Origin of the sequence: Vibrio scophthalmi LMG 19158 (assembly GCF_000222585.1) — a bacterium.
GTDB classification, from domain to species: Bacteria; Pseudomonadota; Gammaproteobacteria; order Enterobacterales; family Vibrionaceae; genus Vibrio; species Vibrio scophthalmi.
Map to the genome: position 1 here is coordinate 117,700 of NZ_AFWE01000182.1, position 24,031 is coordinate 141,730.

Genomic DNA, 24,031 nt, shown 5'->3' on the forward strand with positions numbered 1-24,031 from the left:
TTATGCCGGAACAAAGCGATACGCGTCTTGATACTCAACGAACCATTCACGCGCCGCATGGCACACAACTCCGTGCTCGTTCATGGATGACTGAAGCCCCGTTGAGAATGCTGATGAATAATCTCGATCCAGATGTGGCAGAACACCCCCACGCTTTAGTGGTGTATGGTGGCATTGGTCGCGCGGCTCGTAACTGGGCTTGCTACGACAAAATCGTTGAAGTGCTAGAGAGACTCGAAGAAGACCAAACCCTGCTGGTGCAATCGGGTAAACCTGTTGGCGTATTCCCCACCCATAAAGATGCCCCTCGCGTTCTGATCGCCAACTCAAATCTGGTTCCGCATTGGGCCAATTGGCAGCATTTCAATCAACTCGATAAGCAAGGTTTAATGATGTACGGCCAGATGACGGCGGGAAGTTGGATCTACATCGGTTCACAGGGCATCGTACAAGGCACTTATGAAACCTTCGTCGCGATTGCAAAACAACATTTTACCGGAACGAGTGAAGGCCGTTGGATTCTCACTGGCGGTTTAGGTGGCATGGGCGGTGCGCAACCCCTTGCCGCAACCATGGCAGGATTTTCGATGTTGGCGGTTGAATGTGACGAATCGCGTATCGACTATCGTCTGCGCACTGGCTACGTTGATAAGAAAGCCACCACGCTCGATGAAGCACTGAGAATCATTGAGCAGGCTACGGCGCCAATTTCAGTCGGCTTAGTCGGCAATGCTGCAGATGTTTACGCTCGATTGGTTGAGCGCAATATCACGCCAGATGTGGTGACAGACCAAACCTCAGCGCACGATCCACTTAACGGCTATTTACCGCAAGGTTGGAGCATGGAATACGCAGCTAAAATGCGTTTGCAAGATGAGGAAAAAGTGGTGAACGCAGCTAAAGCGTCGATGGCAGAACAAGTCAAAGCGATGCTGATACTGCAATCTCGCGGCGCAGCAACGCTTGATTATGGCAACAACATCCGTCAAATGGCTCTCGAACAAGGAGTCGCGAATGCGTTTGATTTCCCCGGTTTTGTCCCCGCTTATATTCGACCACTCTTTTGCCAAGGCATCGGCCCGTTCCGTTGGGCGGCGCTCTCCGGTGACCCTGAGGATATTTACAAGACTGACCAAAAAGTAAAACAACTGATTCCTGACGATCCTCATTTGCATAACTGGCTCGATATGGCGCGTGAGCGGATTCAATTCCAAGGACTACCCGCTCGTATATGTTGGGTTGGCCTTAAAGATCGCGAGCGTTTAGGCCAAGCTTTTAACGCCATGGTAAAAAGCGGTGAACTAAAAGCACCAATTGTGATTGGTCGAGATCATTTGGATTCGGGCTCCGTCGCCAGTCCCAATCGAGAAACAGAATCAATGCTTGACGGCTCCGATGCGGTATCCGATTGGCCACTGTTAAATGCACTACTTAATACCGCTAGCGGGGCAACTTGGGTTTCTCTGCATCATGGTGGTGGTGTGGGTATGGGCTTCTCACAACATTCTGGAATGGTGATTTGTTGTGATGGCAGCGACGATGCAGCTCGCCGCATTGCTCGTGTGCTCCACAATGATCCCGCAACGGGCGTCATGCGCCATGCTGACGCTGGATATGATATCGCCAAACAATGCGCCGCTGAGCAACAGTTGGACTTACCCATGATGAATCATTCCTCACACGAGCTAGGAGAATAGTGATGTTAAACTTAGTTCTTAATCCTGGTCATTTAAGCTTATCCCAACTACGCCAAATCAGCCGTAGCCCCGTCAATTTAAGCCTTGATAACGCCAGCGTTGCCGATATTGAACAAAGTACCCAAGTAGTAGAACAAGTCATTGCGCAAGGACGCACCGTGTATGGGATCAATACCGGATTTGGCCTGCTAGCAAATACGCGAATCGAACCACAAGATCTGGAAATTCTGCAAAAAAGCATTGTCTTGTCTCACGCCGCCGGTATTGGACAATTGATGGCCGATGAAACCGTACGTTTGATGATGGTGCTTAAAATTAACAGTCTTGCACGGGGCTATTCCGGTATTCGCTTATCGGTGATTCAAGCTCTAATCGAATTAGTTAACACTCAAGTTTACCCTTGCGTGCCGCAAAAAGGCTCGGTCGGCGCGTCGGGGGACCTTGCTCCACTCGCCCATATGAGCACCATATTATTGGGCGAAGGACAAGCTCGTCACAATGGCAAAATTATCTCGGGCGCTGAAGCGCTCAATATAGCGGGTTTACAACCGATTACACTCGCCCCCAAAGAAGGTTTGGCGTTATTGAATGGCACCCAAGCATCGACAGCCTTCGCGTTAGAGGGGCTATTCGCTGCAGAAGATCTGTTTGCCTCAGCAACCGTCTGCGGTGCGATGTCGGTTGAGGCCGCACTCGGTAGCCGAAAACCGTTTGATCCTCGCATTCATCGTGTTCGTGGTCATCGCACCCAAATGGATGCCGCCGCCGCTTATCGATACTTACTCGATAACCACAGTGACATCGGTACATCGCACAACCAATGTGAAAAGGTTCAAGATCCCTACTCTTTACGCTGCCAACCTCAAGTGATGGGGGCGTGCCTGCAACAAATTCGCCATGCCGCTGAAACTCTACAAGTGGAAGCCAATTCTGTTTCAGATAACCCACTGGTTTTTGCCGATGATGGTGATATTATTTCAGGCGGTAATTTTCATGCAGAACCTGTCGCGATGTCGGCGGACAACCTTGCGCTGGCGATTGCCGAAATCGGCAGCTTGTCGGAAAGACGCATGGCTCTACTTATTGACAGTGCATTAAGTAAGTTACCACCGTTTTTGGTCGATAATGGCGGGGTTAATTCTGGCTTTATGATTGCCCAAGTCACTGCCGCGGCATTAGCGAGTGAAAACAAAACTCTAGCTCACCCCGCCTCCATTGATAGCTTACCAACTTCGGCTAACCAAGAAGATCACGTTTCAATGGCCACATTCGCCGGCCGACGTTTGCGTGATATGGCCGAAAACACCCGTGGCATTTTAGCTGTGGAATATCTTGCGGCCGCACAAGGGTTAGACTTTAGAGCCCCGCTAAAATCCTCTCCAAGAATCGAAGAAGCCAAGCGCCGCCTACGCGAACAAGTCGCCTTTTATGATAAAGACCGCTATTTTGCAACGGACATTGAACGCGCGAATCGCTTATTAAAACAAGCCATTCATCATGATCTTATTCCTTCGAACATCTTTATGAGCATCTAGAGATTTAATCTTATTTTTAAACTAAAAAGTACCTGGATTAACAGGTACTTTCTCATACAGGTGCTACTTAACGATTAAAATCGGTAACCAAGGTTAGCATAAATTTGCTGTGAATCTTGTTCCAAGTCTAGAGATACGTGATGATTGTCGTATTCATAGTCCTCCGCAGTACCTCGAATACCCACACCTAGATTGAAATTACGAAATTCGTAGCCGGCCTCGACTCCGAACGTAACTGCGATGCCCGTCAAAGGCCCGCTTGATGTGTAATTCAATTTATTATCTTGTAGAAAAAAATCATGATCCGCATTTGCGAAATGAATTCCTGCAATGCCTAAAATATAGAAATTATCCACATAGTATTTAGGTTTTACATTCAAACCGAATGAAATAGAATCGGCCTTGAGGCTATAAGACTTATTGGAGTTAGTTTTTCCTTCAATCTTAATATCACCAAGATCTTGGTATTCAGCCTCAACTCCAATATAAAAATTAGAATCAGGAACAGCCTGAAATTGGTAACCAACCTGAATAGCATAATAATTATTATCTTCTGACACTATAGACGTATCATTAATGTCAATTTCCGTATGCCCTAAATTCGCTCCTAGATAAAACCCTTCGCGGTCATTGGCAGATACACTTACTGATGCTACAAGAGCCATGGTTGCTAATATAGTTTTCACAAATACTTCCTTCTATTCACATATGAACAAAAAGTAGTATATGGCGACAGTTTCGATATGCAACTGTTCGTTTTTGATACGATTCAACATTTTTTTCAGAACAGCATCACTAAAAAACCATAACTAAAACATAATTTAAACATCTGCTACTACAAAAAAATAACCATTTAATTAAAGCCGCTGCATATAAAAATCAAATCAAGCAGGGATATGAACTTAACTAGAGATGCAATTGATGAGATACAAAATAAAATCAACAAGAATATTACATGAGGGAAATTACGTTACAAAAGTAAAACAATTATTTTTCACGAAAGTATATTCAAAAAGCGTAATAGGTACGCCCGAAACTCCTCCAATTCGTGATCTGAAAATTCACTGCTAATTACTGAAAACCGTATTTTATAGGCTTCTGCTATCTTTTTTTCAGTTTCTAACCCTAAGTTAGTCAACTTCAGCATCATATATCGCCTGTCGTCAGGGTCTTCTTGTCTAATACAATATCCACTATCGATTAACTCTTTAATCATTTTACTAACGCGGGATTTATCGCCCAAAAAGTCAGCATCTTTTGTAAACTCTGACATAGCCACCGAACCATTGTTTTTAGCAGCCAAACTAATCATGTAAGATTGCTCTGGCTTAATAGATACACCTTGTTTTTTAAGTTCGCGGCTAAACTCCATTCGACTTTTATTTGCTACCATGTTAGCAATTAAACCAAATGCTTTCGTTTGAGGGTATTTCATATTTAACCTACCTATTTAATTATGGATAAAGATAACATGGCCGTTATTGGTGGAGAAATCTGACGGTTGCAATTAGAGACTACCTCACAATTTATGGCACTCTCTATCAAACAACGTTCAAAAATTACCATTCATCTAACTCATCAACGCCCTCTGGCCCCATCCATTCAACCAATTGCACTCTTCTCTTACTGCAACTGGATTGACCAGTCAAAGAGATTACTCATATATAATCCCTCCCAGTTTTGGCTACTAAGCGTAAGATATGTCTCTAACACCGTACTTTTCTTCACAAGATCATCAATTTCAATTCACTCGTTTACAAGCAAGTCATTTTGCTAAAAAAGTAGCGGGCGACTTCAACCCACTGCACGACGAAGACAACAAGCGCTTCTGTGTACCGGGTGACTTATTGTTTGCTGTTTTATTAAGCAAAGAAGGTGTAAGCCAAAAAATGCGTTTCGATTTTGCCGGCATGGTGAATGATGGCGTAGCGCTGCATGTTGAGCATAAATGTAGCAAAGAAGCGGCCGTAATTGATGCCAACGGTAAAGAATACTTACGTATGTCGCGTGAAGGCGAAGTCAACCACGATGCAACGTTCATTGAACATGTCGTTAGAAATTACGTGCAGTTTTCGGGCATGAACTTTCCGCATATCATGGTCCCATTGATGGAAGAGAAGCAGATGATGATCAACTGCCAACGTCCTTTGGTTATCTATGAAAGCATGGAAGTAGAATTCACTCGCCTCGATATTTCAGCACCTGAAGTCATCTTCTCTGGTGCCACCTTCGATGTACAAGGTAAACGTGGTGTCGTCACGCTTAACTTCGACTTCAAACAAGACGATGAAGTGGTCGGTAAAGGCGTTAAGCGCATGGTTGCCAGCGGCCTAAAGCCCTACACCCAAGAAGACATTGATGATTTAGTTAATCGTTTTAACGAACGTAAAGATCGTTTTCTAGCAGAATTCTCTCAAGCCGCTTAATTCGCGCCTTCAACTGATTTCCCAAGCCCTCGCCTAATCGCGAGGGCTTTTTCGTTGCCGCTTCTCTTCTCTAGATTCTCGCCCCTCGCTTCTATTTATCTACTGCTAATTTTTCTTTTGCTTCGCTTTCAAATAACCCCCACTGTTGCATAGCGATATATCCTGCACCACTGGTCGATAATTATACAAAAAATTAACAAATCAAATTTTTATACATTTATATTGCATAATATCTCACTTGTAGTAGCATGAATGACATGTGGTAATTAATGCAGTATTTAAGCATGAGTATTCAAGTTAAGCAGATCAATAAATCATACGGTGACACGCAAGTTCTTCACGATGTCAGCTTTGAATGTCACAACGGTGAAACGCTTGTTTTGCTTGGCCCAAGTGGTGCAGGTAAAAGTTCACTTCTTAGAGTACTTAACCTACTTGAAACCGCTGACAATGGTCAGTTGTCCATTGCCGATCACAGTTTTGATTTCAATCAGCCGATTGAAGAAAAACAAGAGCGTCAGTTACGTCGTAAAGTCGGCATGGTATTTCAACAGTACAATTTGTGGCCACACATGACGGTCATGGAAAACCTAATTGAAGCCCCAGTTAAAGTCGTTGGCATTCCTGCTGAACAAGCAAAACAACAAGCACTTGAAGCACTTACCACTTTAAAGCTTGCCGACAAAGCAGACACATGGCCAATGCAACTCTCTGGCGGCCAGCAACAACGTGTGGCGATTGCTAGAGCACTGATGATGAAGCCAGATGTATTGCTATTTGACGAACCCACCGCCGCGCTTGATCCTGAAATCACCAATCAAGTGGTGGAGATCATCAAGCAGCTGAGTGCGACAGGCATTACTCAGGTAGTCGTAACACACGAAGTCGATTTTGCGAAAAAAATCGCCTCTCACGTGCTCTATCTGGAACAAGGCCGCATTGTTGAACACGGCACTCATGACGTATTTACCCAGCCACAAACTGAAAAGTTCGCGGACTACTTAAACCACTAATTATTCACGACGCTGCTCATTGACGGAGACAGCTTTTGTAATCTAGGAGTTATACAAAATGAAAAAAATTCTTCTTGCTTCGTTAATCGCTGTTGTTTCATCTCACGCACTTGCACAACAAGACATCAAGTTCGTTATGGAAGCAACTTACCCACCGTTTGAGTTCATGGATGAGAACAACCAAATTCAAGGTTTTGACGTCGATCTTGCTAACGCTCTATGTGACGAAATGAAAGCCAACTGTACTTTCCATAACCAAGCATTCGATAGCCTAATCCCTGCTCTTAAGTTCAAACGTTATGACGCTGCTATCTCTGCAATGGATATTACCGAAGCACGCTTAGAGCAAGTTAACTTCTCTAACGCATACTACGACAACTCTGCCGCTTTTATCTCGCTACAAGGTAAAGTTGCTGACCAAGCCGATCTAAAAGGTAAGCGTGTTGGTGTGCAAAATGGTTCAACTCACCAAAGCTACCTTATTGAACAGATGCCTGGCGTAACCGCAGTACCATATTCAAGCTATCAAGATGCGTTTCTTGATATGAAAAATGGTCGTATCGACTCAGTCTTTGGTGATAACGCAGTGGTTGCAGAATGGTTTAAGCGCGATGATAACCTTACCTATGTTGGCGACAACATCACGAATGCAAAATACTTTGGCAATGGCTTTGGTATCGCAGTCAATAAAGATAACCAAGCGCTAACGGATAAGTTAAACAGCGCACTAAAAGTGGTTATGGCAAACGGCGTGTACGAAGAAATCTACACCCAATACTTCGGGAAATAATATGCCATTAACGGGTTACACATTGTCGCTCGTTCAAGCAAGTTGGATGACTATCCAACTTGCTTGCACCAGCCTACTTGTTGGTCTTGTACTGGCCGTTCTATTTGCTAGTGGAGAGATGTCGCGCCGGGTTGCACTAAGATGGCCAACAACCGCATTCGTAACCCTAGTGAGGGGGTTGCCAGAACTACTCGTTGTACTGTTTATCTACTTTGGCTCAACCCAAGTTTTGTTTTTACTGACAGGCGAATTTATTGAGATCAGCCCGTTTATCTCCGGCGTTGTCGCTCTGTCACTGATTTTTGCCTCTTACGCTTCTCAAACCATTCGTGGCGCGTTGAAAGCAGTAAATCGTGGTCAACGTGAAGCCGCATTAGCACTTGGTATGTCGCGTCTGCATATCTTTTTCAAGATAGTACTGCCACAAGCCGTTCGTCATGCCTTACCGGGCCTTACCAACCAATGGCTGGTGCTGCTAAAAGACACGGCGTTAGTTTCATTGATTGGCGTTACGGATCTACTTAAACAAGCTCAGTTAGCGTCAGCTTCCACCCATGAAGCCTTTACTTGGTATGCCACGGCAGCGGCCATTTATCTGGTGATCACTCTGATCACACAATACTTAGTGAAAATTCTCGATAACAAGTTTGCTATCAAAGGCATGAGTCGTATTCAAGGAGCAAAAGCATGAAAGCAGAATACCTTTGGCAACTCCTTGAAGGCTTAATGACCAGCTTTCAACTGACCATCGCGTCACTGTTGGTCGGTTGTATTTTGTCTTTACTGATGACGGTAACGTTGATCATGCGCACTCCGGTTATTCACTGGTTTAGCCGCGCTATAATCACACTCTTTACTGGGACACCCTTGTTAGTACAAATTTTCTTAGTCTACTACGGGCCAGGACAATTTGAATGGATTCGTGAAAGCATTTTTTGGGTCTGGTTGAGCCAACCTTGGTTTTGTGCCATGTTCGCGCTGGCGCTCAATACAGCCGCTTACAGTGCGCAGCTGTTTAAAGGTGCGTTCAACACTATTCCAGAAGGACAATGGCAAGCCTGTAAAGCACTTGGCATGGGTAAAGCCACCAGTTTACGCGTATTGCTCCCTTATGCGTTACGTCGTGCTGTACCGGCTTATTCAAACGAAGTGATCTTAGTTTTCAAAGGCACATCGCTTGCTAGTACCATCACGATTATGGATTTGATGGGTTATGCGCAGCGTATCAATGCACAAACCTACGACACCCTGACTGTATTTGGTATCGCTGGAGCATTCTATTTGATGGTGAATGGCATATTAACCCTACTGTTCCGTCAACTAGAGAAAAAAGCCCTCGCCTTTGAAGCGGCCTGATGGCAGATAGCAAACAAAAAAAGGGAAGATAAACGTCGTTTATCTTCCCTTTTCCATATGTAGACCAATCAAATTGTTTAGATCCAGCGCCTAACCTTTTGCTTGTAGTCTAAGTATTCTGCGCCAAATAGACTTTCCAACGCCCTCTCTTCTGGGCGAATTTGGAAACGGTTCATATAGAATACAAAGCCGAGCGGAAGAAATAAGCAGATGAGGTTTTGTTGCCAGTAGCCAATACCCAACAATAAGATCAGCAGAGCCAAGTACATTGGATTGCGTGTATAAGCAAATACGCCACTATCAACAACGCTCGTGGCAGTGTGGACTTTGACTGGGTTAACGGTGGTTTTGGCTTTGCGGAATTCATAAACGCCCGCAATACCGATAACCCCAGCCAAAATCACTGCCGCCACCAACACCACATTGGTAAATGGCAGCGCAAGCGCGAAACTCAGCAGCACTTGGTCTAACCTAATCATCGCCATGACAAATAGGATAAACAGTGCCACTGGGGGAATTTTTCGCTCTAGTATCTCCATTAAACGATCTCTAACAAGGCTTGCAATGGGTGTTTTGTTTTCACATGTTCAAAGCGCTTTACTTGGCTGCGACAAGAGTAACCCGTTACCAAGCAACGATCTGCTGGAAGCTCTTCCAAACGAGGTTTCCAACTTAAAGCAAAAATATCCTTCGACATTTCCAGCTTATCCACTTCATGACCAAAAGTACCTGCCATACCACAACATCCAACAGGCACTGTATTGAGCTTAGCCCCAAAGTGGTTAAAGATCGCGCCCCATTCTTTCTCAGCATTCGGCAGCTTTGTTTTCTCAGTACAATGCGCCAATAAATGCCAAGGCTGGGCATCACCTGAGCCAGTATGAAACTCATTCAAACGTGGCAACATCCATTCATGCACTGTCAGAACATCAAACTCACCACGCTTATCACCCAGAATTTCGTTATATTCATCGCGATAACAAAGCACCAATGCCGGATCAACACCCACCATTGGAATACTCAAATCGGCCACTTGTTCTAAAAACATCGCAGTACTTTTGGCATTGCGAGCAAACTGAGCTAAGAAGCCCTTAATATGCTGCGCTTTACCGTTTGGTTTGAATGGCAGTAGCACAGGCGTTTTGCCCAGCTTAATCACCAGTTGAACAAAGTCATCCACCACATCTGCATCGTAGTAACTGGTAAATGGATCTTGCACGATCAACACATGATTGGCTTTATCTTCACTCGACATCGCCGCCAACGCCTGCATATCAAACGCTTTTAACTGTGTCACTCGTTTCGCCAGCGTAGGAATAGAAAGAAGTGGCGCATCAACATAGCCAACCGTTGAAGCAGTTAAACTTTGTACCCACTTTTGCTTGAGTACGCCGTTGACCAATTTTGGTGCTTTCGCCATCAAAGGCAACATGGTTTCAATATTGGCGACCAAATAATCTTTAGCTGGTCGCTGGTAGCGGCTGTAATAGATGTTTAAGAAACGCGAACGGAAGCTTGGTACATCTACCTTTATTGGGCACTGACTTGCACACGCTTTACAGGCTAAACAACCATTCATTGCTTCATACACTTCATGAGAGAAGTCGTATTGGTGGCGTTTATTAAAACTATTACGTACACGATCAAGCAGCGTTTTTACACTGGCTGACTCAAGTGATTGCTTTTCGAGATCAAGGATGTCGATGCCTTGCTCTGTCAATTGACGCAGCCATTCACGTACCAAACCCGCTCGGCCTTTTGGTGAATGACGACGATCCGCAGTTACTTTCATTGATGGGCACATTGGCGAGGCGGTATCGTAGTTAAAGCACAAGCCGTTACCGTTACACTCCATCGCCTGTTTGAAGCTGTCGCGCACTTTGACATCAATTTGGCGATCGTAGAAACCGCGTTTGGTGTCAGACACTTTTACCAACTGTTCGTGGCTTTCAAGCGGTGTACAGATCTTACCTGGGTTCATCTTATTATGTGGGTCAAAGGCAGATTTCACCCGGCGAAGCTCAGTGAATAGAGCTTCTCCAAAGAATTCTGGCCCATATTCAGACCGGAAGCCCTTGCCGTGCTCCCCCCACATTAAACCGCCATATTTGGCCACCAGCTTAACCACTTGATCGGAGATCTCATGCATCAATTTCTCTTGCAATGGATCACACATATCGAGCGCTGGACGAACATGCAGTACCCCCGCATCAACATGACCAAACATGCCGTAGTTAAGCTGTTTTTCATCTAATAGTTGGCGAAATTCGTCGATAAAATCCGCCAGATTTTCTGGTGGAACACAGGTATCCTCGGCAAAAGCGACTGGTTTGGCTCGGCCTTTTGCTGCGCCAAGCAAGCCCACGGCTTTTTTGCGCATATTGTAAATTTTGCCAATGCTAGCGACATCATTCACCACTTGGTAGCCGATAATACCCGCTTCCTCATTGACTAACATTTCGTCCAGACGTGCCGTTAGCGCACTGAGTTGCCCTTCTACTTCCGCAATATCTTGGCCAGCAAATTCGACCATATTGATGCCCAGCATCTCTTTATCTGGCACATCAGTAATTAAGTCGCTGACGGTATGCCAAACAATGTCTTCTTTCGCCAGATTAAGGACTTTTGAATCGACCGTTTCGACCGACAACGCTTGCGCATCCACCATAAATGGCGCATTACGCAGTGCAGAGTCAAAGCTGTTGTACTTCACATTAACTAAGATTCGCGCTTTAGGAATCTTGGTAAGATTTAGCTTGGCTTCGGTAATAAAGGCCAACGAACCTTCAGCGCCACACAGCACGCGAGTTAGATTAAATTGATCGCTACTTTCATCGATAGCATTTTTTAAATCGTAACCGGTTAAAAAACGGTTTAATGGTGGGAATTTCGCCACGATGTCTGCGCGTTTATCACGGCATACTTGCTCGGTCACTTGTAGAGCATGAGCGGCATAAGTATGTTGATTCGGTAGGCCGTTAGATAAATCAGATTCTAAAATGGAGCCATCGGCAAACACGGCTTGCAATGATAGAACGTGATCAGAGGTTTTACCGTACTTTAATGAGCCTTGTCCCGACGCGTCGGTGTTAATCATGCCGCCAAGCGTGGCACGATTACTGGTTGATAGATCGGGAGAGAAAAAGTAACCAAATGGTCGAACCGCATCATTTAGCTGATCTTTGACAACGCCAGTTTGGACACGCACCCAACCTTCTTGTTCATTAATCTCGAGCACTTTATTCATGTGGCGAGAAAGATCCACCACCACGCCTTGAGTCAATGATTGACCGTTGGTACCTGTGCCGCCGCCACGAGGAGAAAACTTCACTCGCTCATAAACAGGTTTGATACTGATTTGACCAATCAGTGCCACATCTTCAGTGGATTTAGGGTGAACAATCGCTTGTGGTAGTAATTGATAGACACTGTTGTCTGTCGCTACAGCTAAACGGCTAGCGTATTGCGTTTCGATATCACCGGTGAATCCTGCCGCTTTTAGTTCTTCTAGAAAACTAAGCACAACATGATCAACATCCGGTTGAGAATGAAGTCTTGGTAACATTGCTTCCTGCCCCTACTACGCTGATCCATTCAGCATTGGGTTGTTATTCTTTGAGTTTGGTCACTTTACAACATTTAAAAGCGTGATCAAAACAGATTCGCAATGCCAAAATGTAATTTGTATCTAAGAATCAACGAGATTAAGCTAGTAGACACTCGCATTCATACAATCTAACCAATTGGCTCAGCGGCAAAATTTGCTGCAGTTTATCGAGAACAATTGGTGCATAATTAACCATCAGGGTTTGGCATTAAAATGAAGAAAAATAAAATCGTAACCACAGAAGATATCCTTCTCAAGCTTTGTCAGTCAGTGACTGGTGTCTTAACTGCCGCCACCAATTCCCCTGTGAATTACTCTGCCATGGTGCAAAAGATCAATAAAACCAGCCTAAAGCCTGATTTTGGCTGTTTCGTATTATTCGATGGTGGTTTCTCAGGTCTTGTCGTCATTAACTTTACCGCAAAATCAGCATTAGAAATTTACACTAACTACATGCGTAACATGGGCATGCCTGCAGAAGAACTCGCGATTGCTCACACCTCCGATGAAGTGGGCGATGTTTTGGGTGAGCTTATGAACCAACTTGTTGGTGACTTTACCAACAAGATCCGTAAAGAGCTGCAAACGCACATCACACAAAACCAACCAAAAATGCTGTCGCTGAACAAGCAAGTCATCTTGTCTGTAGACACTAATCTTGACCGCCCACAGGCGCGTCGAGTGACCTTCTCTACCGAGAAAGGCAACATTTTCTACCTTGAATTGGCGATGGACAAAACTGAATTTATCCAACTAGAAGAATTTGAAGTGGATGCAGATGAGAATCCAGACGATATCCTTGAGTCTGCTCGTCAACAAATGCAAGCAAATGAAAAGAAAAACCAAACAAGCAGCAATAGCGATGCCGATGATTTGCTTAGCGAACTCGGCTTGTAGTATTTCGCTATAACATCAGCCGTAAAAACGAAGCTTTGTTACTTTTAAGGCTCCTAATCATACTCTGATAGGAGCCTTTGCTACTTTCTGGCTACCCCACGAGCAAAATTTGCCGCCGATAATGGCTGCGAGAGTTGCGAGCCACTGCAAGAACACGTTAAAATAGCCGACTTTGTTATTTTTACGAGTTTTGCCGCGATCTATGCATAAACAAAAAGCCTTAAAAAAGATTGCCAAGTGTTTAGAACTTGGTAACTCTGCCAACGTCAATGAAGCTGCGAATGCGATCAAAATGGCGCATCGCCTCATGCTCAAGTATGGCTTGGATAAGGACGATATTGAGTTTATCAAGATGGGCAAAACGCAATCAACCCATCTACTGCCAACCAGTGTGAGCTCAACCCTACTGCGTGTCATTCGTGGTATTAATACCAAATTTGGCGTTGAAGCGGTGCTGCTCAACCACAAAGGGTTAAAACGTGTTGAATTTATTGGTGAAGCCGATCGTGCAATCTTTGCCGCCTTTGCCTTTGACATCGTTTATCGCGAGCTTAATGAGCATACTGGTAAGTTCCGCAACAGTTTTGCCGGCAGTGGTACATCAAGCTTAGAAGTTACCCGTCGCGTTAACTCTTATGTTTCAGGCTGGGTGGAAGGCGCACTCGAGAAATTGCCGATAATTTCTCCTGATGAAGAGTCGGCAAATAAAATCGAAGATTATATTGATAAAGAGTTCAAAAATATCGACCGTGAGACCTTTAAGCAGCAACTGCGTGAGGCGATGAAAAACCTCACCGATGATTATGAAGTTGGCCTTAAAAAAGGCCGTACACTCTCTGTTAGTCGCCCAATCGACGGTGCACCTGCTCGTAAACTGCTCAACTAATTTCGCCTCAAACCCTCTCTAACTGGTGGCATAGTGAACAATTCATTCATGCCACGTTAAGCTTTTGTCAAATATAGTGAAGTGTATTTGACATAAGGAACATCATAAGGTTAATTGCATCCCATCAATTTGCTGTATGTATTCCTCACATGGAGAGACTCACTGTGAAAAAACTGACTCTTGCACTAGCTTTGACTATTGCACTTACCGGCTGTCAAGCAACTCAACGTCAAAACGCAACTACTGGCGAAAGCGAAACTAACTCGGCAACCTCTGGCGCACTTATTGGTGCGATTGCAGGCGTAGCGATTGGTCTAGCGACTGGCGATGATGCTAAAGAGCGTCGTAAAAATGCGCTGATTGGCGCAGCGGGTGGCGCAGCAATTGGTGGTGGCGCGGGTTACTACTTTGACCAACAAGAAGCGGCACTGCGTAAGCAGCTGCTTGATTCAGGTGTTCAGGTTGAACGTGTTGGTGAAAACCAACTGATTCTACGCCTAGAAAACGGCATCGGCTTTGCGTCTAGCTCATACCAACTTGATCCATCAATCCACCGCACTCTAGGTGGTGTGGCTACAATTTTGGTTGAATACCCAGATACTAGCCTTGTGATCAATGGCTACACTGATAGCACTGGTAACGATCAAATGAACCAAACACTGTCTGAGCGCCGTGCTGAATCAGTACGTAGCTACCTTGTTCAACAAGGTGTTGCCCCTGGCCGCGCAATCGCACGTGGTTACGGCGAACGCTTCCCACTTTGTTCAAATGAAACCACCAGTGGCCGTGCATGTAACCGCCGCGTAGAAATTCAGATCCTACCTCTAAAATAATCAGTTTACTGACTATTTACCATGCCAATGGGTTTGCGCCCTGCGGCATGGTTGTTATAGTTCTACCTCCGCGCAGCGAATAAACAACCATACCGACATCGAACGAATGAATAGCCACGGAATAGGAAGTCCCACTATCATGCATACGCTAAAGACATTCATTGCTTCACTTGCATTGTTTTCTTCCGTCACTTTCGCTAACTCGACTTCGATAGATGAACTAACGGCACAAGCAGAACTTAACAACCCTCGCGCTCAATACCAAATAGCTCAAGCCTATAAGACCGGTGATGGAGTTGCCCAATCATCACAAGAAGCTCTCTATTGGTTAGAACAAGCGGCCAACAATCGTTATAAGCTCGCACAACGAGAACTCATCGACCACTATCTCCACGGTGATTTAGGCAAGCCCAATCAAGAACAGGCTTTTTATTGGCTAACTAAATTGGCGATCTCTGGCGACGACCAAGCTCAATTTGAGTTGGGGCAACTGTACCAAACTGATAGCGATAAGGTGGATACATTAGGCCAAGCTAAATTGTGGTATCAAATCGCAGCAGCCAGTAACCCTAAAGCAGAAGAAGCTTTAGCGAGTATTTTGGAACAAGAATTCAATGCTCAAAGAGCTAAACAGTTAGCAGCAATAGAACAACTTGATGATCAACATCGAGAACAAAGTGCCCACAGTGCGACCAATACACTAAGTTCATTGCTCAACCCGCTTAGTTTTGTCCTTCTCACGCTCGTAGCTGCATTGTCGATGATCCTTGTGTGGTTATGGCATAGACAAAAAAAATCCATTGGTCAAATTCATGCTCATTCAGCACAAAACTTGTCGCAAAACGACGAGCTCAAACAACAAATTCAGCAGCAAGATAAAGCGCTGCGCAAGCAAAAGCAGCAGTTAGAATTGCTTTACAGTCAGTTGAAAAAACAACAATTGGCACTAAAAGCACAATCAATACAATCCACTACTGCAAATAGCAGCCAAACACCCCATATGGATCTCGCTTGCGCAATGTTTGGCTATAAGCCAGCGCAGTTGCCTGACGAAAAACAGATTAAGCAACGCTACAAACAGCTAAGTAAAATCTATCATCCTGATCTAAAAGGTAGCGAAGAAGAAATGAAACGATTAAACACGTGTTTAAAACTTCTTCTCAGCACTGTTAATAAATAGTTACACATTAAAAACGCAAACCTTACCTACGGTGAAAACTTAGGCATACCAATGCCTGAGCAATCGATCACCCTCTCAGTTCAAGTAACAAAATATTAACCCGCAATAACTAAATGTGTCATAATACGTCGCGAAGATAACCCCTAGTCATAACGGCGGGAGCCTAACATGTACACTATCGAAGGCGTATGCGATTGGTGCAAGAAGCCAAGCTTACTTGCCAAACATGAATATATTGACGGTTTATGTCACCACTCTTGTAAAGAGTGTTTCGACTTGGCAGCGCTGGACGTGCGCCAATTTAATATTGCTGAATTACAGCAAAGAGCCCGTCAGGCGCAGGTAATGCAATAATTCATCATCATTGTAAAAAGAATGACTCGCGAGAAACCACCAGCTAATGGTGGTTTTTTTATGCTATCAACTTTTGCTTTACGGTTTGCTCAATACCGCATCGGGCTGCCTTTCAGGCTGTGCCATCGCAAAGGCTTCTTTCTGATTAAGCGTGTGATACAGCCGTTCAATGGTTGGGAACGGCCCAAGATCCATCTCCAGCCGCAAGGCATTATAAACTTGAGGTACGAGACAAACATCAACCAACGACACCTCACTACCCACACAATATTTCCCTGCACTGTCGGCTAACTTATTCTCCAAGCTACAAAAACCACGATAAATCCAATGTTTTAACCATTTCTCCTTTGCCTGTTGGTTCAACTTAGCTTGGGCAGTTAAATATTGTTGCACACGTAGGTTATTAAGCGGATGAATATCAACCGCAATATCGTTCGCTAAGGCTCTGATCAGATATCGCTTTTCACCTGAGAGTGGCACTAACAAGGGCTCGGGAAATTGCTCATCCAGATAATCTAAGATCACCAAAGATTGGTTCAAGCGCAAACCACCGTGTACCAGCACCGGAACCAATTCATTCGAGTTAAGGGTATGAAATTCAGGTGAATGTTGCTCCCCGCCATTTTTAAGCAAGTTAACCGCAATATACTGATATGGGATACGCTTTAAGTTGAGCGCAATCCTCACCCGATAGGCTGCGGAGGATCGCCAGTAACCGTATAATTGCATTAGTTCTGCACCACCTTTTGTTCAATTGCACCGAATAAACTGATACCGTGTGAATCTAACATTTCAATTTTTACCCGGTCACCAAAGCGCATAAAAGAGGTGGTAGGTTGGCCATCACGGATCGTCTCAATCATCCGTAGCTCCGCAATACACGAGTAGCCTAACCCGCCTTCACTGATTGCACTACCATGCTCTGTACCTTGCTTATTCGAGACCGTGCCCGAGCCGATAATTGTCCCCGCCCCTAACGCGCGCGTTTTTGCCGCATGAGCGATCAACTGGTAAAAGTTAAACGTCATATCGCATCCAGCATCTGGACAGCCAAACAACTCGTCGTTGTAATAACTGCGCATCGCGAGATGTAGTTTTCCTTCACGCCACGCATCTCCCAACTCATCCGGCGTAACGGCCACCGGCGAAAATGCCGAAGAGGGCTTGGATTGATAAAAGCCAAAGCCTTTGCCGAGCTCTGCGGGAATCAAACCGCGTAAAGAAACATCATTGACCAGCATAAACAAGCGGATCATCTGCTCACTTTGCTCCACGCTACAACCCATCGGCACATCATCAGTGATCACCGCCACTTCCGCTTCAAAATCAATTCCCCACTCTTGAGAGGAAAAAACGATGTCGTCACAGGGACCAATAAACGTATCCGAGCCACCTTGGTACATCAGCGGATCATGCCAGAAGCTTTGCGGCATGTCGGCACCACGGGCCCTACGCACCAACTCAACATGATTGACGTAAGCACTCCCATCGGCCCATTGATAAGCGCGCGGCAGCGGCGATTCACAACGGTGTGGCTCAAACGGTATGCCTTCGATTTCTCCTTGATTAAGGGCGTGATACACCGCTTGCAAAGGCGTTTCTAACTGATGCCAATTATCAAGCAATTGCTGCATCGTATCGGCAATATTCGGCACGGCAATGCAATGTGTCATCGCGCGATTGACCACCACCAGCAAGCCATCTCGAGTTTGATTTTTTAATGTGGCAAGTTTCATACTTCTTCACTCCCTAAAGTGGCTCAGTTAGGCAGATCGCCAACTATAAACATAGTCCGGTAATTCAACCGCCTGCGCCGCGGAAGAAAACTCAAGTGCATGGCGGGTATCAATCATCACGGCAACTTCATCAGTGCGTTTTTTCGGATTTGATTGACTGGCGGCAAAGGCCTTAGGATGAGGTCCATGAGTAAAACCTGCGGGATGAAACGTCACCATGCCCGCTTCAATATTGTCACGACTGAAAAAATCACCTTCGTGGTAAAACAGCACTTCGTCATAATCATCATTGTTATGATAAAACGGCACTTTAAGTGCGCCTGGATCGCTTTCTATTGGGCGTGGCACAAACGTACACACCACAAATCCTTCTCCGACAAACGTCGTGTGGGCAGACGGCGGTAAATGATAACGATGGGACATCAGTGGGCGAATATCGCGCCAATTGAGTCTAACGACCGACAAGTCGCCATGCCAACCAATGGCATCAAGCGGATTAAAGGGATAAGTAATGGTGCTGACTTGATTATGTCGTTTAACCAATACCTGCGTGGTGGCTTCACTGTACTGAGCTTGAAAAGCCGCGTTGATTTGAGGTACATCCAAAGCTGCGGGGTCAAATATCGCATGTTGACCGACTAAGCCTTTCTCTGGCAAACCATAGCTACCATCACTGCACTCAATCATTAACAGAAACATTGGCTCGTGGGGTTCTAAGCGCCAATTGGTTGACCTCGGGATCAAAACGTAATCACCGGTCACGACACTTAAATGGCCATAATCACAAAACAGTTCTGCAGAGCCTTGATGAATAAACAGCAGTTCATCACCGTCGGCATTGCGGGCAATAAAAGGCATATTTTCCTTCAGCCGCCACACGCGAACTTTGCACTGTGCGTTATGCAATAAGGGCGGAACATCCCAAGGCGAAGTTTGCTTACTTTGCTCGACATGATTGAAGTTAAACGCACGTGGCCGCAGTTCGCCCTGCCACTCTTGCCAACCTGTTGGCGCGTGTTGATGGTGAAAATGGGCCGCTGGGCCAAAAAAGCCAGAGCGGCCGGCTTCTCTTTCATAGATGGCTTGCTTAGGGAAATCAGCGTGAGCTTGTTTTGAGCAAATCCCTTCGCGGTGCGGATAAGTGATCCCTTTACGCATCCTTTAGCACTCCTCGCTGTATTTGATCCTCTTCAATCGACTCAAACAGCGCTTTAAAGTTACCTTCGCCAAAGCCCTGATTGCCCTTTCGTTGAATGATTTCGAAAAATACTGGACCGATAACCGTTTGAGTGAAGATCTGTAGCAAAATACCATCTTTCATCGGCGCGCCATCAATCAAGATACGTAACTGCTTTAATCGTTCTAAATCTTCATGATGCCCTTCCACTCTCTGATTCACCTTCTGATAATAGGTATCGGGGGTTGGCATAAACAGCATTCCTCGTGCGCGAAGATCGATTACGGTCTGGTAGATATCATCAGTACTCAGCGCAATATGCTGAATACCTTCGCCGTTGTATTCGCGAATAAACTCTTCAATCTGCGATTTGTCATCTGATGACTCATTGATTGGAATGCGTATTTTCCCACAAGGTGATGTCATCGCTCGGCTCACTAACCCGGTGAGTTTGCCCTCTATATCAAAATAGCGGATCTCACGAAAATTGCCGATACGTTCATAGAATCCCGACCACACGTCCATATGGCCTTGTTTAACGTTGTGGGTTAAATGATCGACCTCAAACAAGCCAACACTTTGTTCACGACAGCGCTGTTCAGCATCGGCATAAAAACAAAAATCGACATCATAAATACTCTGTTCACCATAACGATCGACAAAGTAGATCAAACTGCCGTCGATACCATGAATAGCCGGAATTGAAAGCTCCATAGGGCCAATTTCCGTCTGGTATTCAGTGGCGCCATTGGTTAATGCATAGCGCATGGCCTCGCCACTATTTGCCACCCGAAACGCCATACCGCAGACCGATGGGCCATGCTGCTTGGCGCAGCGATGGGCTTGGCTATAAGGCTCGGCATTGACGATAAAATTAATCTCCCCTTGCCTAAACAACCACGCTTCTTTCGAGCGATGTTTTGCAATTTCAGCAAAACCCAGTGATGCAAACAAAGATTTAAGCTGTTCTATGCCTTGCTCATCCGCGGCGGTGTACTCAACAAACTCAAAACCATCTGTCCCTAATGGATTGTATTCACTGTTCATTTTAACCTCGCTGTCCGTCTATAGCCGTTGTCATTGGTCGTAGGAATGACTGCTTTAATTAACTTTGGCCTACGGAACTAAACATGGAAAACTGAGACGGAAACTTGAATGGGAAAGAGACTTCCTGACAAATGTAAAACCAACTTGCCACTGCTTGTTTTTAATACAATGCGTTGATTTATCGACAATTAAAATCCGCCACCCGTAACAATTGGTTTACATCGTGTAATTGTTGCAGCCAGATAGGGAGAAACTTTGATTTACATCAGGGTATACCCCTGCAAATCAGGGCTATGTTAACTGCCTCTGTTCCCTAATGAGATATAACAATGAATCCAATTAACCGTGATCGCCTGGTAGAGCATTTCTGCCAACTAATTAAAATCGACAGTGAAACAGGCTTTGAGAAAGAGATTGCTGAAGCGCTTGCAGAACAACTTGGTGAGCTTGGCTTCACCGTTCATAAGCTACCAGTACCAAAGCAGTACACTAATGGTTTCAACATCTATGCACGCTTAGAAGGCACACTTGCAGACAGCGTGGTAATGAGTTGCCATATGGATACAGTGACTCCGGGCAAAGGCATTGAGCCTATCATTGAAGATGGCATCATTCGCTCTAAAGGCAATACCATTCTGGGGGGCGATGATAAATCAGGCATTGCTGCGATTATGGAAGCAGTCCGTTGTATCCAAGCTGAAAACCTTGAGCACAAAACGCTAGAAATCGCCTTTACTGTCCATGAAGAAGGTGGTCTACACGGCTCTGAACACTTCGATATGAGCTTCATCAAATCGGATAAAGCGATTGTACTTGATACCGGTGGCCCAATTGGCAGCATCGTTAACGCAGCGCCTGGCCAACAAAAAATCGTTGCCAAAATTATTGGTCGCCCTGCACACGCAGGTCTTGCGCCTGAAGAAGGCATCAGTGCGATTGGTGTTGCTGCCGATGCAATTACCCAAATGAATTTGCTACGCATTGATTCAGAAACTACCGCAAACATCGGTATCGTTGAAGGTGGTAATGCGACGAACATCGTTATGCCTGAACTGAACATCATCGCTGAAGCTCGCTCACTGAATAACGATAAACTAGCAAAACAAGTTCAGCACATGATTGATACCTTCCAAGCAGCAGCAGATAAGCATGGCGCAACGGTAGAGATTGAATCAACCCGAGCTTACGATGGTTTTGTTATTGCAGATGATCACCCACATATCGAGCAAGTAAAAGCCTCTTTCAGCGCCATTGGCGCAGAGCCAATCACCAAAGCAACGGGTGGTGGTAGCGACGCAAATAACTTCAACAAACTGGGTCTAACGACAGTAAACATCTCAACCGGTATGTCTAAAGTACATACCACGGAAGAGTTCATTGCTATTGATGACATGGTTAAAGTCACTGAGTTTGTGCAGCACTACTTAACACACTAATCATTTCCGGTTAGTGACCGACAAATTAACGCTTTAGGCCTGATAAATTGCAATTTATCAGGCCTTTTTTCTTGACCTTCCCCTAGGGGGAAGGATTATTTTAAACACCTCTCTTTTTGAATTGGTCTCAATATGCACGCAAAATCTCTGCGTACAATTTGGTTAGTGTTGCTTACGGCATTGACGCTTGTCGCGTCAAATATGGCGTCGAGCAAAACACTAATGCCAATTCAAATGCTGCAAATGAGCCAACACAATTTAAGCTCATGCACGCCGGAGATGATGTCTGATATGGCATCCGCAACGAGTCATCATCAGATGATGCCGTCATCTAGCGCTACTGAAGATTGTTCAAGTAGCGACTCTCTCTATCATGAATGCTGTGATACCACTTGTATTACCGTCTTAGCAGCGTTACTTGCTGAACCAACCGAACACATTCGCATCGCTCACGCGGTGAGTTTTCCGCTTGAATCCCATCGAGATATTATTGAAATAGCTCGTTCACTCTATCGCCCGCCAAACGCTTAAATTCTATTCATTTCAGTACTGTTTACATCGCAACACGCGCTGTAACCACCCTACTTTCAATGCCCGAGGATTCGCTCCACGCGCATTTACTATGAATGGATTGAATTGTGAAATTTCATCTAAATTTGGTGACGTTTGCGCTCGCAACTGCAATGAGCTCACTCACCCCTGCCATGGCTGCAGAGCAAAATAGGCCAACATCCGCCTCAGAAACGACCTCTGCCAAGGCTAACAGTGTCGATGGTTCGGTTAACCTTGAGCAACTGATCAATCTTGCCATCGCTGGGGACGCAACGCGTCAACAGTTAATCGGTCAATCTCAAGCAAGTCTAAATAGTGGCCTTGCGAAAGCAACGCTGGCCGATCCCACCATCAAAGTGGGTTTTGGCGGTGTGCCTGTCGATAGTTTTGCGCTGGACGAGGATCCAATGAGCAACATCTCTTTAGGGATAATGCAAAAATTTGACCGCGGTGATAGTACCGTCTACCAAGCAGAACAAGCCAAAAATCAAGCTAATGTCGGGCTCAATCAAGCGAATTTGCGCGCGCAAGAAGTCGCAATGCAAATCACCACGCTTTGGTTAGAGCTTGGGTATAACCAAACGGCAGCACAGTTATTACAAGAGCAAAAACGCTGGTTGATTCAATTGGAAGCAAGTCTTGATAGCAATTACGCATTAGGGTTAAGCGAATCACAGGATGTGATTACCGCACAACTTCGCGTCAGCCAATTGGAACAAAAACTGCTCTCTAATCAACAGATGCAACAAGGCATTGTTGCGCAGTTTTCTGAATGGTTTCCTGCTATTTCAGCTCACTCTGTCGAGATGTCGTTGCTAGACCTGAGTCATATCAAAGCATCGAATCAAATCGACTGGACAAGGCTTAACAGCAAATTAGCGACACTGCAGAGCCCAAACGATCGCTATGCGCTATTACGCCAACATCCTATGTTGCAATCACTTGATGCGTCCATTCTCGCGGCAAAATCGCAAGTATCTCTCGCCGAACAAGCTTACTCACCGCAGTTCGGTGTTGAGCTTATGTATGCGCATCGCCAAGCTAATAATATGCGAGGAGAGCCCGCCCCCGATATGGTAAGTGCTTATCTCACCCTCGATGTGCCGCTCTTTACCGGGAACAAACAAGATAAAGCCCACGCAGCAGCACAATACCAAGTTGGTTCGGCGCAAGCACAAAAAGATGCGTGGTTAGCAAAGCTTAATAGCCAACTCTCAGCTCTGCTCTCTAATCGTCAGTTCACTCTCGAACGTATCGAGCGCTACCGCTCGACGCTGCTTAAACAAGCCAATGCTCAGCGTAAGGCAGTTGAACAAGGTTATCAAAATAACAGCGCCACATTTAGTGACATTGTCACAAGCTCAACTAACCAGTTAGCCATTGAACTTGAATACCAGCGTTTACTGACCGACTTGAACATTATCAACAATCAATTAGCCAATTTAGTCGGCGCTTTCAACATAGAGCCACAACTCACGCTTACAACCGACGAACATCGCTAGGAGTATT

The 24,031-nt window shown here is 45.2% G+C and carries 23 protein-coding genes; 15 read left to right on the plus strand and 8 right to left on the minus strand.

Features of this window, described 5'->3' with window-relative positions; genetic code table 11:
* Nucleotides 1–2: 2 nt before the first annotated feature.
* Complete coding sequence (gene hutU, locus RH88_RS15190) at nucleotides 3–1,697, plus strand: urocanate hydratase (protein ID WP_005597581.1); 1,695 nt, start codon at nucleotides 3–5, stop codon at nucleotides 1,695–1,697.
* Between the two features lie 2 nt (nucleotides 1,698–1,699).
* Nucleotides 1,700–3,232 carry a histidine ammonia-lyase gene (gene hutH / locus RH88_RS15195; protein WP_005597582.1) on the plus strand — a complete coding sequence of 511 codons (1,533 nt, stop codon included), beginning with the start codon at nucleotides 1,700–1,702 and terminating at the stop codon, nucleotides 3,230–3,232.
* A gap of 74 nt (nucleotides 3,233–3,306) precedes the next feature.
* Here hutH and RH88_RS22775 read toward each other — a convergent pair whose 3' ends face one another.
* Both RH88_RS22775 and RH88_RS15205 read right to left on the minus strand, forming a co-directional pair.
* Nucleotides 3,307–3,918 carry an outer membrane protein gene (locus RH88_RS22775; RefSeq protein WP_005597583.1) on the minus strand — a complete coding sequence of 204 codons (612 nt, stop codon included), beginning with the start codon at nucleotides 3,916–3,918 and terminating at the stop codon, nucleotides 3,307–3,309.
* Nucleotides 3,919–4,226: 308 nt separating this feature from the next.
* A complete protein-coding gene (locus tag RH88_RS15205; protein WP_005597584.1) occupies nucleotides 4,227–4,667 on the minus strand; it encodes a MarR family winged helix-turn-helix transcriptional regulator in 441 nt (146 codons plus the stop codon).
* A gap of 265 nt (nucleotides 4,668–4,932) precedes the next feature.
* On the opposite strand from RH88_RS15205, the gene RH88_RS15210 reads away from it, so the two are divergent.
* The 5 genes from RH88_RS15210 (at nucleotide 4,933) to artM (ending at nucleotide 8,817) form a co-directional block, all read left to right on the plus strand.
* Nucleotides 4,933–5,658, plus strand: coding sequence for a DUF3581 domain-containing protein (locus tag RH88_RS15210; protein ID WP_005597585.1), 726 nt, complete (start codon nucleotides 4,933–4,935; stop codon nucleotides 5,656–5,658).
* Nucleotides 5,659–5,942: 284 nt separating this feature from the next.
* A complete protein-coding gene (gene artP, locus RH88_RS15215) occupies nucleotides 5,943–6,671 on the plus strand; it encodes an arginine ABC transporter ATP-binding protein ArtP (protein ID WP_005597586.1) in 729 nt (242 codons plus the stop codon).
* 58 nt (nucleotides 6,672–6,729) lie between these two features.
* Nucleotides 6,730–7,461, plus strand: coding sequence for an arginine ABC transporter substrate-binding protein (locus RH88_RS15220; RefSeq protein WP_005597587.1), 732 nt, complete (start codon nucleotides 6,730–6,732; stop codon nucleotides 7,459–7,461).
* Between the two features lies 1 nt (nucleotide 7,462).
* Nucleotides 7,463–8,152 carry an arginine ABC transporter permease ArtQ gene (gene artQ / locus RH88_RS15225; protein ID WP_005597588.1) on the plus strand — a complete coding sequence of 230 codons (690 nt, stop codon included), beginning with the start codon at nucleotides 7,463–7,465 and terminating at the stop codon, nucleotides 8,150–8,152.
* Nucleotides 8,149–8,817: an arginine ABC transporter permease ArtM gene (gene artM / locus RH88_RS15230; RefSeq protein ID WP_005597589.1), complete on the plus strand. Its 669-nt coding sequence runs from the start codon at nucleotides 8,149–8,151 to the stop codon at nucleotides 8,815–8,817. Before artQ ends, artM begins: the two co-directional genes overlap by 4 nt.
* A 77-nt stretch (nucleotides 8,818–8,894) precedes the next feature.
* On the opposite strand, the gene RH88_RS15235 is transcribed toward artM, so the two are convergent.
* Together RH88_RS15235 and ydiJ are read right to left on the minus strand one after the other, a co-directional pair.
* Complete coding sequence (locus tag RH88_RS15235) at nucleotides 8,895–9,356, minus strand: methyltransferase family protein (RefSeq protein ID WP_005597590.1); 462 nt, start codon at nucleotides 9,354–9,356, stop codon at nucleotides 8,895–8,897.
* The gene (gene ydiJ / locus RH88_RS15240) at nucleotides 9,356–12,382 is read right to left on the minus strand and encodes a D-2-hydroxyglutarate dehydrogenase YdiJ (protein WP_005597593.1); all 3,027 of its coding nucleotides are present in this window, start codon (nucleotides 12,380–12,382) and stop codon (nucleotides 9,356–9,358) included. Before ydiJ ends, RH88_RS15235 begins: the two co-directional genes overlap by 1 nt.
* A 255-nt stretch (nucleotides 12,383–12,637) precedes the next feature.
* Here ydiJ and RH88_RS15245 point away from each other — a divergent pair, with 255 nt between their 5' ends.
* The 5 genes from RH88_RS15245 (at nucleotide 12,638) to RH88_RS15265 (ending at nucleotide 16,574) form a co-directional block, all read left to right on the plus strand.
* The gene (locus RH88_RS15245; RefSeq protein ID WP_005597596.1) at nucleotides 12,638–13,321 is read left to right on the plus strand and encodes a DUF3334 family protein; all 684 of its coding nucleotides are present in this window, start codon (nucleotides 12,638–12,640) and stop codon (nucleotides 13,319–13,321) included.
* A 202-nt stretch (nucleotides 13,322–13,523) separates the two neighbouring features.
* Nucleotides 13,524–14,207: a DUF2786 domain-containing protein gene (locus RH88_RS15250; RefSeq protein WP_005597597.1), complete on the plus strand. Its 684-nt coding sequence runs from the start codon at nucleotides 13,524–13,526 to the stop codon at nucleotides 14,205–14,207.
* Nucleotides 14,208–14,371: 164 nt separating this feature from the next.
* Complete coding sequence (locus tag RH88_RS15255) at nucleotides 14,372–15,040, plus strand: YiaD family glycine zipper/OmpA-like lipoprotein (protein WP_005597599.1); 669 nt, start codon at nucleotides 14,372–14,374, stop codon at nucleotides 15,038–15,040.
* 139 nt (nucleotides 15,041–15,179) lie between these two features.
* Nucleotides 15,180–16,220 (plus strand): J domain-containing protein, encoded by a 1,041-nt coding sequence (locus RH88_RS15260; RefSeq protein ID WP_005597601.1) that lies wholly within the window; start codon nucleotides 15,180–15,182, stop codon nucleotides 16,218–16,220.
* A 168-nt stretch (nucleotides 16,221–16,388) separates the two neighbouring features.
* Nucleotides 16,389–16,574 (plus strand): hypothetical protein, encoded by a 186-nt coding sequence (locus RH88_RS15265; protein ID WP_005597603.1) that lies wholly within the window; start codon nucleotides 16,389–16,391, stop codon nucleotides 16,572–16,574.
* 78 nt (nucleotides 16,575–16,652) lie between these two features.
* On the opposite strand, the gene maiA is transcribed toward RH88_RS15265, so the two are convergent.
* The 4 genes from maiA to hppD are packed head-to-tail and all read right to left on the minus strand — an operon-like array spanning nucleotide 16,653 to nucleotide 20,534.
* Entirely contained in the window at nucleotides 16,653–17,303 is a 651-nt protein-coding gene (gene maiA / locus RH88_RS15270; RefSeq protein WP_005597606.1) for a maleylacetoacetate isomerase, read from the minus strand.
* Nucleotides 17,303–18,310, minus strand: a complete 1,008-nt coding sequence (locus RH88_RS15275; RefSeq protein ID WP_005597608.1) for a fumarylacetoacetate hydrolase family protein — start codon at nucleotides 18,308–18,310, stop codon at nucleotides 17,303–17,305. The genes maiA and RH88_RS15275 overlap by 1 nt, the downstream gene beginning before the upstream one ends.
* Before the next feature lie 27 nt (nucleotides 18,311–18,337).
* The gene (locus RH88_RS15280) at nucleotides 18,338–19,468 is read right to left on the minus strand and encodes a homogentisate 1,2-dioxygenase (protein WP_005597610.1); all 1,131 of its coding nucleotides are present in this window, start codon (nucleotides 19,466–19,468) and stop codon (nucleotides 18,338–18,340) included.
* A complete protein-coding gene (gene hppD / locus RH88_RS15285; protein WP_005597613.1) occupies nucleotides 19,461–20,534 on the minus strand; it encodes a 4-hydroxyphenylpyruvate dioxygenase in 1,074 nt (357 codons plus the stop codon). Before hppD ends, RH88_RS15280 begins: the two co-directional genes overlap by 8 nt.
* Nucleotides 20,535–20,863: 329 nt before the next feature.
* On the opposite strand from hppD, the gene RH88_RS15290 reads away from it, so the two are divergent.
* The 3 genes from RH88_RS15290 (at nucleotide 20,864) to RH88_RS15300 (ending at nucleotide 24,024) form a co-directional block, all read left to right on the plus strand.
* Nucleotides 20,864–21,970, plus strand: a complete 1,107-nt coding sequence (locus RH88_RS15290; RefSeq protein ID WP_005597615.1) for a M20/M25/M40 family metallo-hydrolase — start codon at nucleotides 20,864–20,866, stop codon at nucleotides 21,968–21,970.
* A 132-nt stretch (nucleotides 21,971–22,102) separates the two neighbouring features.
* Nucleotides 22,103–22,501 carry a hypothetical protein gene (locus RH88_RS15295; RefSeq protein ID WP_005597617.1) on the plus strand — a complete coding sequence of 133 codons (399 nt, stop codon included), beginning with the start codon at nucleotides 22,103–22,105 and terminating at the stop codon, nucleotides 22,499–22,501.
* Nucleotides 22,502–22,608: 107 nt separating this feature from the next.
* A complete protein-coding gene (locus RH88_RS15300; RefSeq protein ID WP_005597619.1) occupies nucleotides 22,609–24,024 on the plus strand; it encodes a TolC family protein in 1,416 nt (471 codons plus the stop codon).
* Nucleotides 24,025–24,031 lie beyond the last annotated feature (7 nt).

Bases quoted from the DNA above. Each gene is read 5' to 3' on its own strand.
- RH88_RS15250 (WP_005597597.1), top strand. From the start codon at position 13,524: ATGCATAAACAAAAAGCCTTAAAAAAGATTGCCAAGTGTTTAGAACTT.
- RH88_RS15235 (WP_005597590.1), bottom strand. From the start codon at position 9,356: ATGGAGATACTAGAGCGAAAAATTCCCCCAGTGGCACTGTTTATCCTA.
- ydiJ (WP_005597593.1), bottom strand. From the start codon at position 12,382: ATGTTACCAAGACTTCATTCTCAACCGGATGTTGATCATGTTGTGCTT.
- hutU (WP_005597581.1), top strand. From the start codon at position 3: ATGCCGGAACAAAGCGATACGCGTCTTGATACTCAACGAACCATTCAC.
- RH88_RS15260 (WP_005597601.1), top strand. From the start codon at position 15,180: ATGCATACGCTAAAGACATTCATTGCTTCACTTGCATTGTTTTCTTCC.
- RH88_RS15290 (WP_005597615.1), top strand. From the start codon at position 20,864: ATGAATCCAATTAACCGTGATCGCCTGGTAGAGCATTTCTGCCAACTA.
- artP (WP_005597586.1), top strand. From the start codon at position 5,943: ATGAGTATTCAAGTTAAGCAGATCAATAAATCATACGGTGACACGCAA.
- artQ (WP_005597588.1), top strand. From the start codon at position 7,463: ATGCCATTAACGGGTTACACATTGTCGCTCGTTCAAGCAAGTTGGATG.
- RH88_RS15205 (WP_005597584.1), bottom strand. From the start codon at position 4,667: ATGAAATACCCTCAAACGAAAGCATTTGGTTTAATTGCTAACATGGTA.
- artM (WP_005597589.1), top strand. From the start codon at position 8,149: ATGAAAGCAGAATACCTTTGGCAACTCCTTGAAGGCTTAATGACCAGC.
- RH88_RS15210 (WP_005597585.1), top strand. From the start codon at position 4,933: ATGTCTCTAACACCGTACTTTTCTTCACAAGATCATCAATTTCAATTC.
- RH88_RS15265 (WP_005597603.1), top strand. From the start codon at position 16,389: ATGTACACTATCGAAGGCGTATGCGATTGGTGCAAGAAGCCAAGCTTA.
- RH88_RS15295 (WP_005597617.1), top strand. From the start codon at position 22,103: ATGCACGCAAAATCTCTGCGTACAATTTGGTTAGTGTTGCTTACGGCA.
- RH88_RS15245 (WP_005597596.1), top strand. From the start codon at position 12,638: ATGAAGAAAAATAAAATCGTAACCACAGAAGATATCCTTCTCAAGCTT.
- RH88_RS15220 (WP_005597587.1), top strand. From the start codon at position 6,730: ATGAAAAAAATTCTTCTTGCTTCGTTAATCGCTGTTGTTTCATCTCAC.
- RH88_RS15280 (WP_005597610.1), bottom strand. From the start codon at position 19,468: ATGCGTAAAGGGATCACTTATCCGCACCGCGAAGGGATTTGCTCAAAA.
- maiA (WP_005597606.1), bottom strand. From the start codon at position 17,303: ATGCAATTATACGGTTACTGGCGATCCTCCGCAGCCTATCGGGTGAGG.
- RH88_RS15275 (WP_005597608.1), bottom strand. From the start codon at position 18,310: ATGAAACTTGCCACATTAAAAAATCAAACTCGAGATGGCTTGCTGGTG.
- hppD (WP_005597613.1), bottom strand. From the start codon at position 20,534: ATGAACAGTGAATACAATCCATTAGGGACAGATGGTTTTGAGTTTGTT.
- hutH (WP_005597582.1), top strand. From the start codon at position 1,700: ATGTTAAACTTAGTTCTTAATCCTGGTCATTTAAGCTTATCCCAACTA.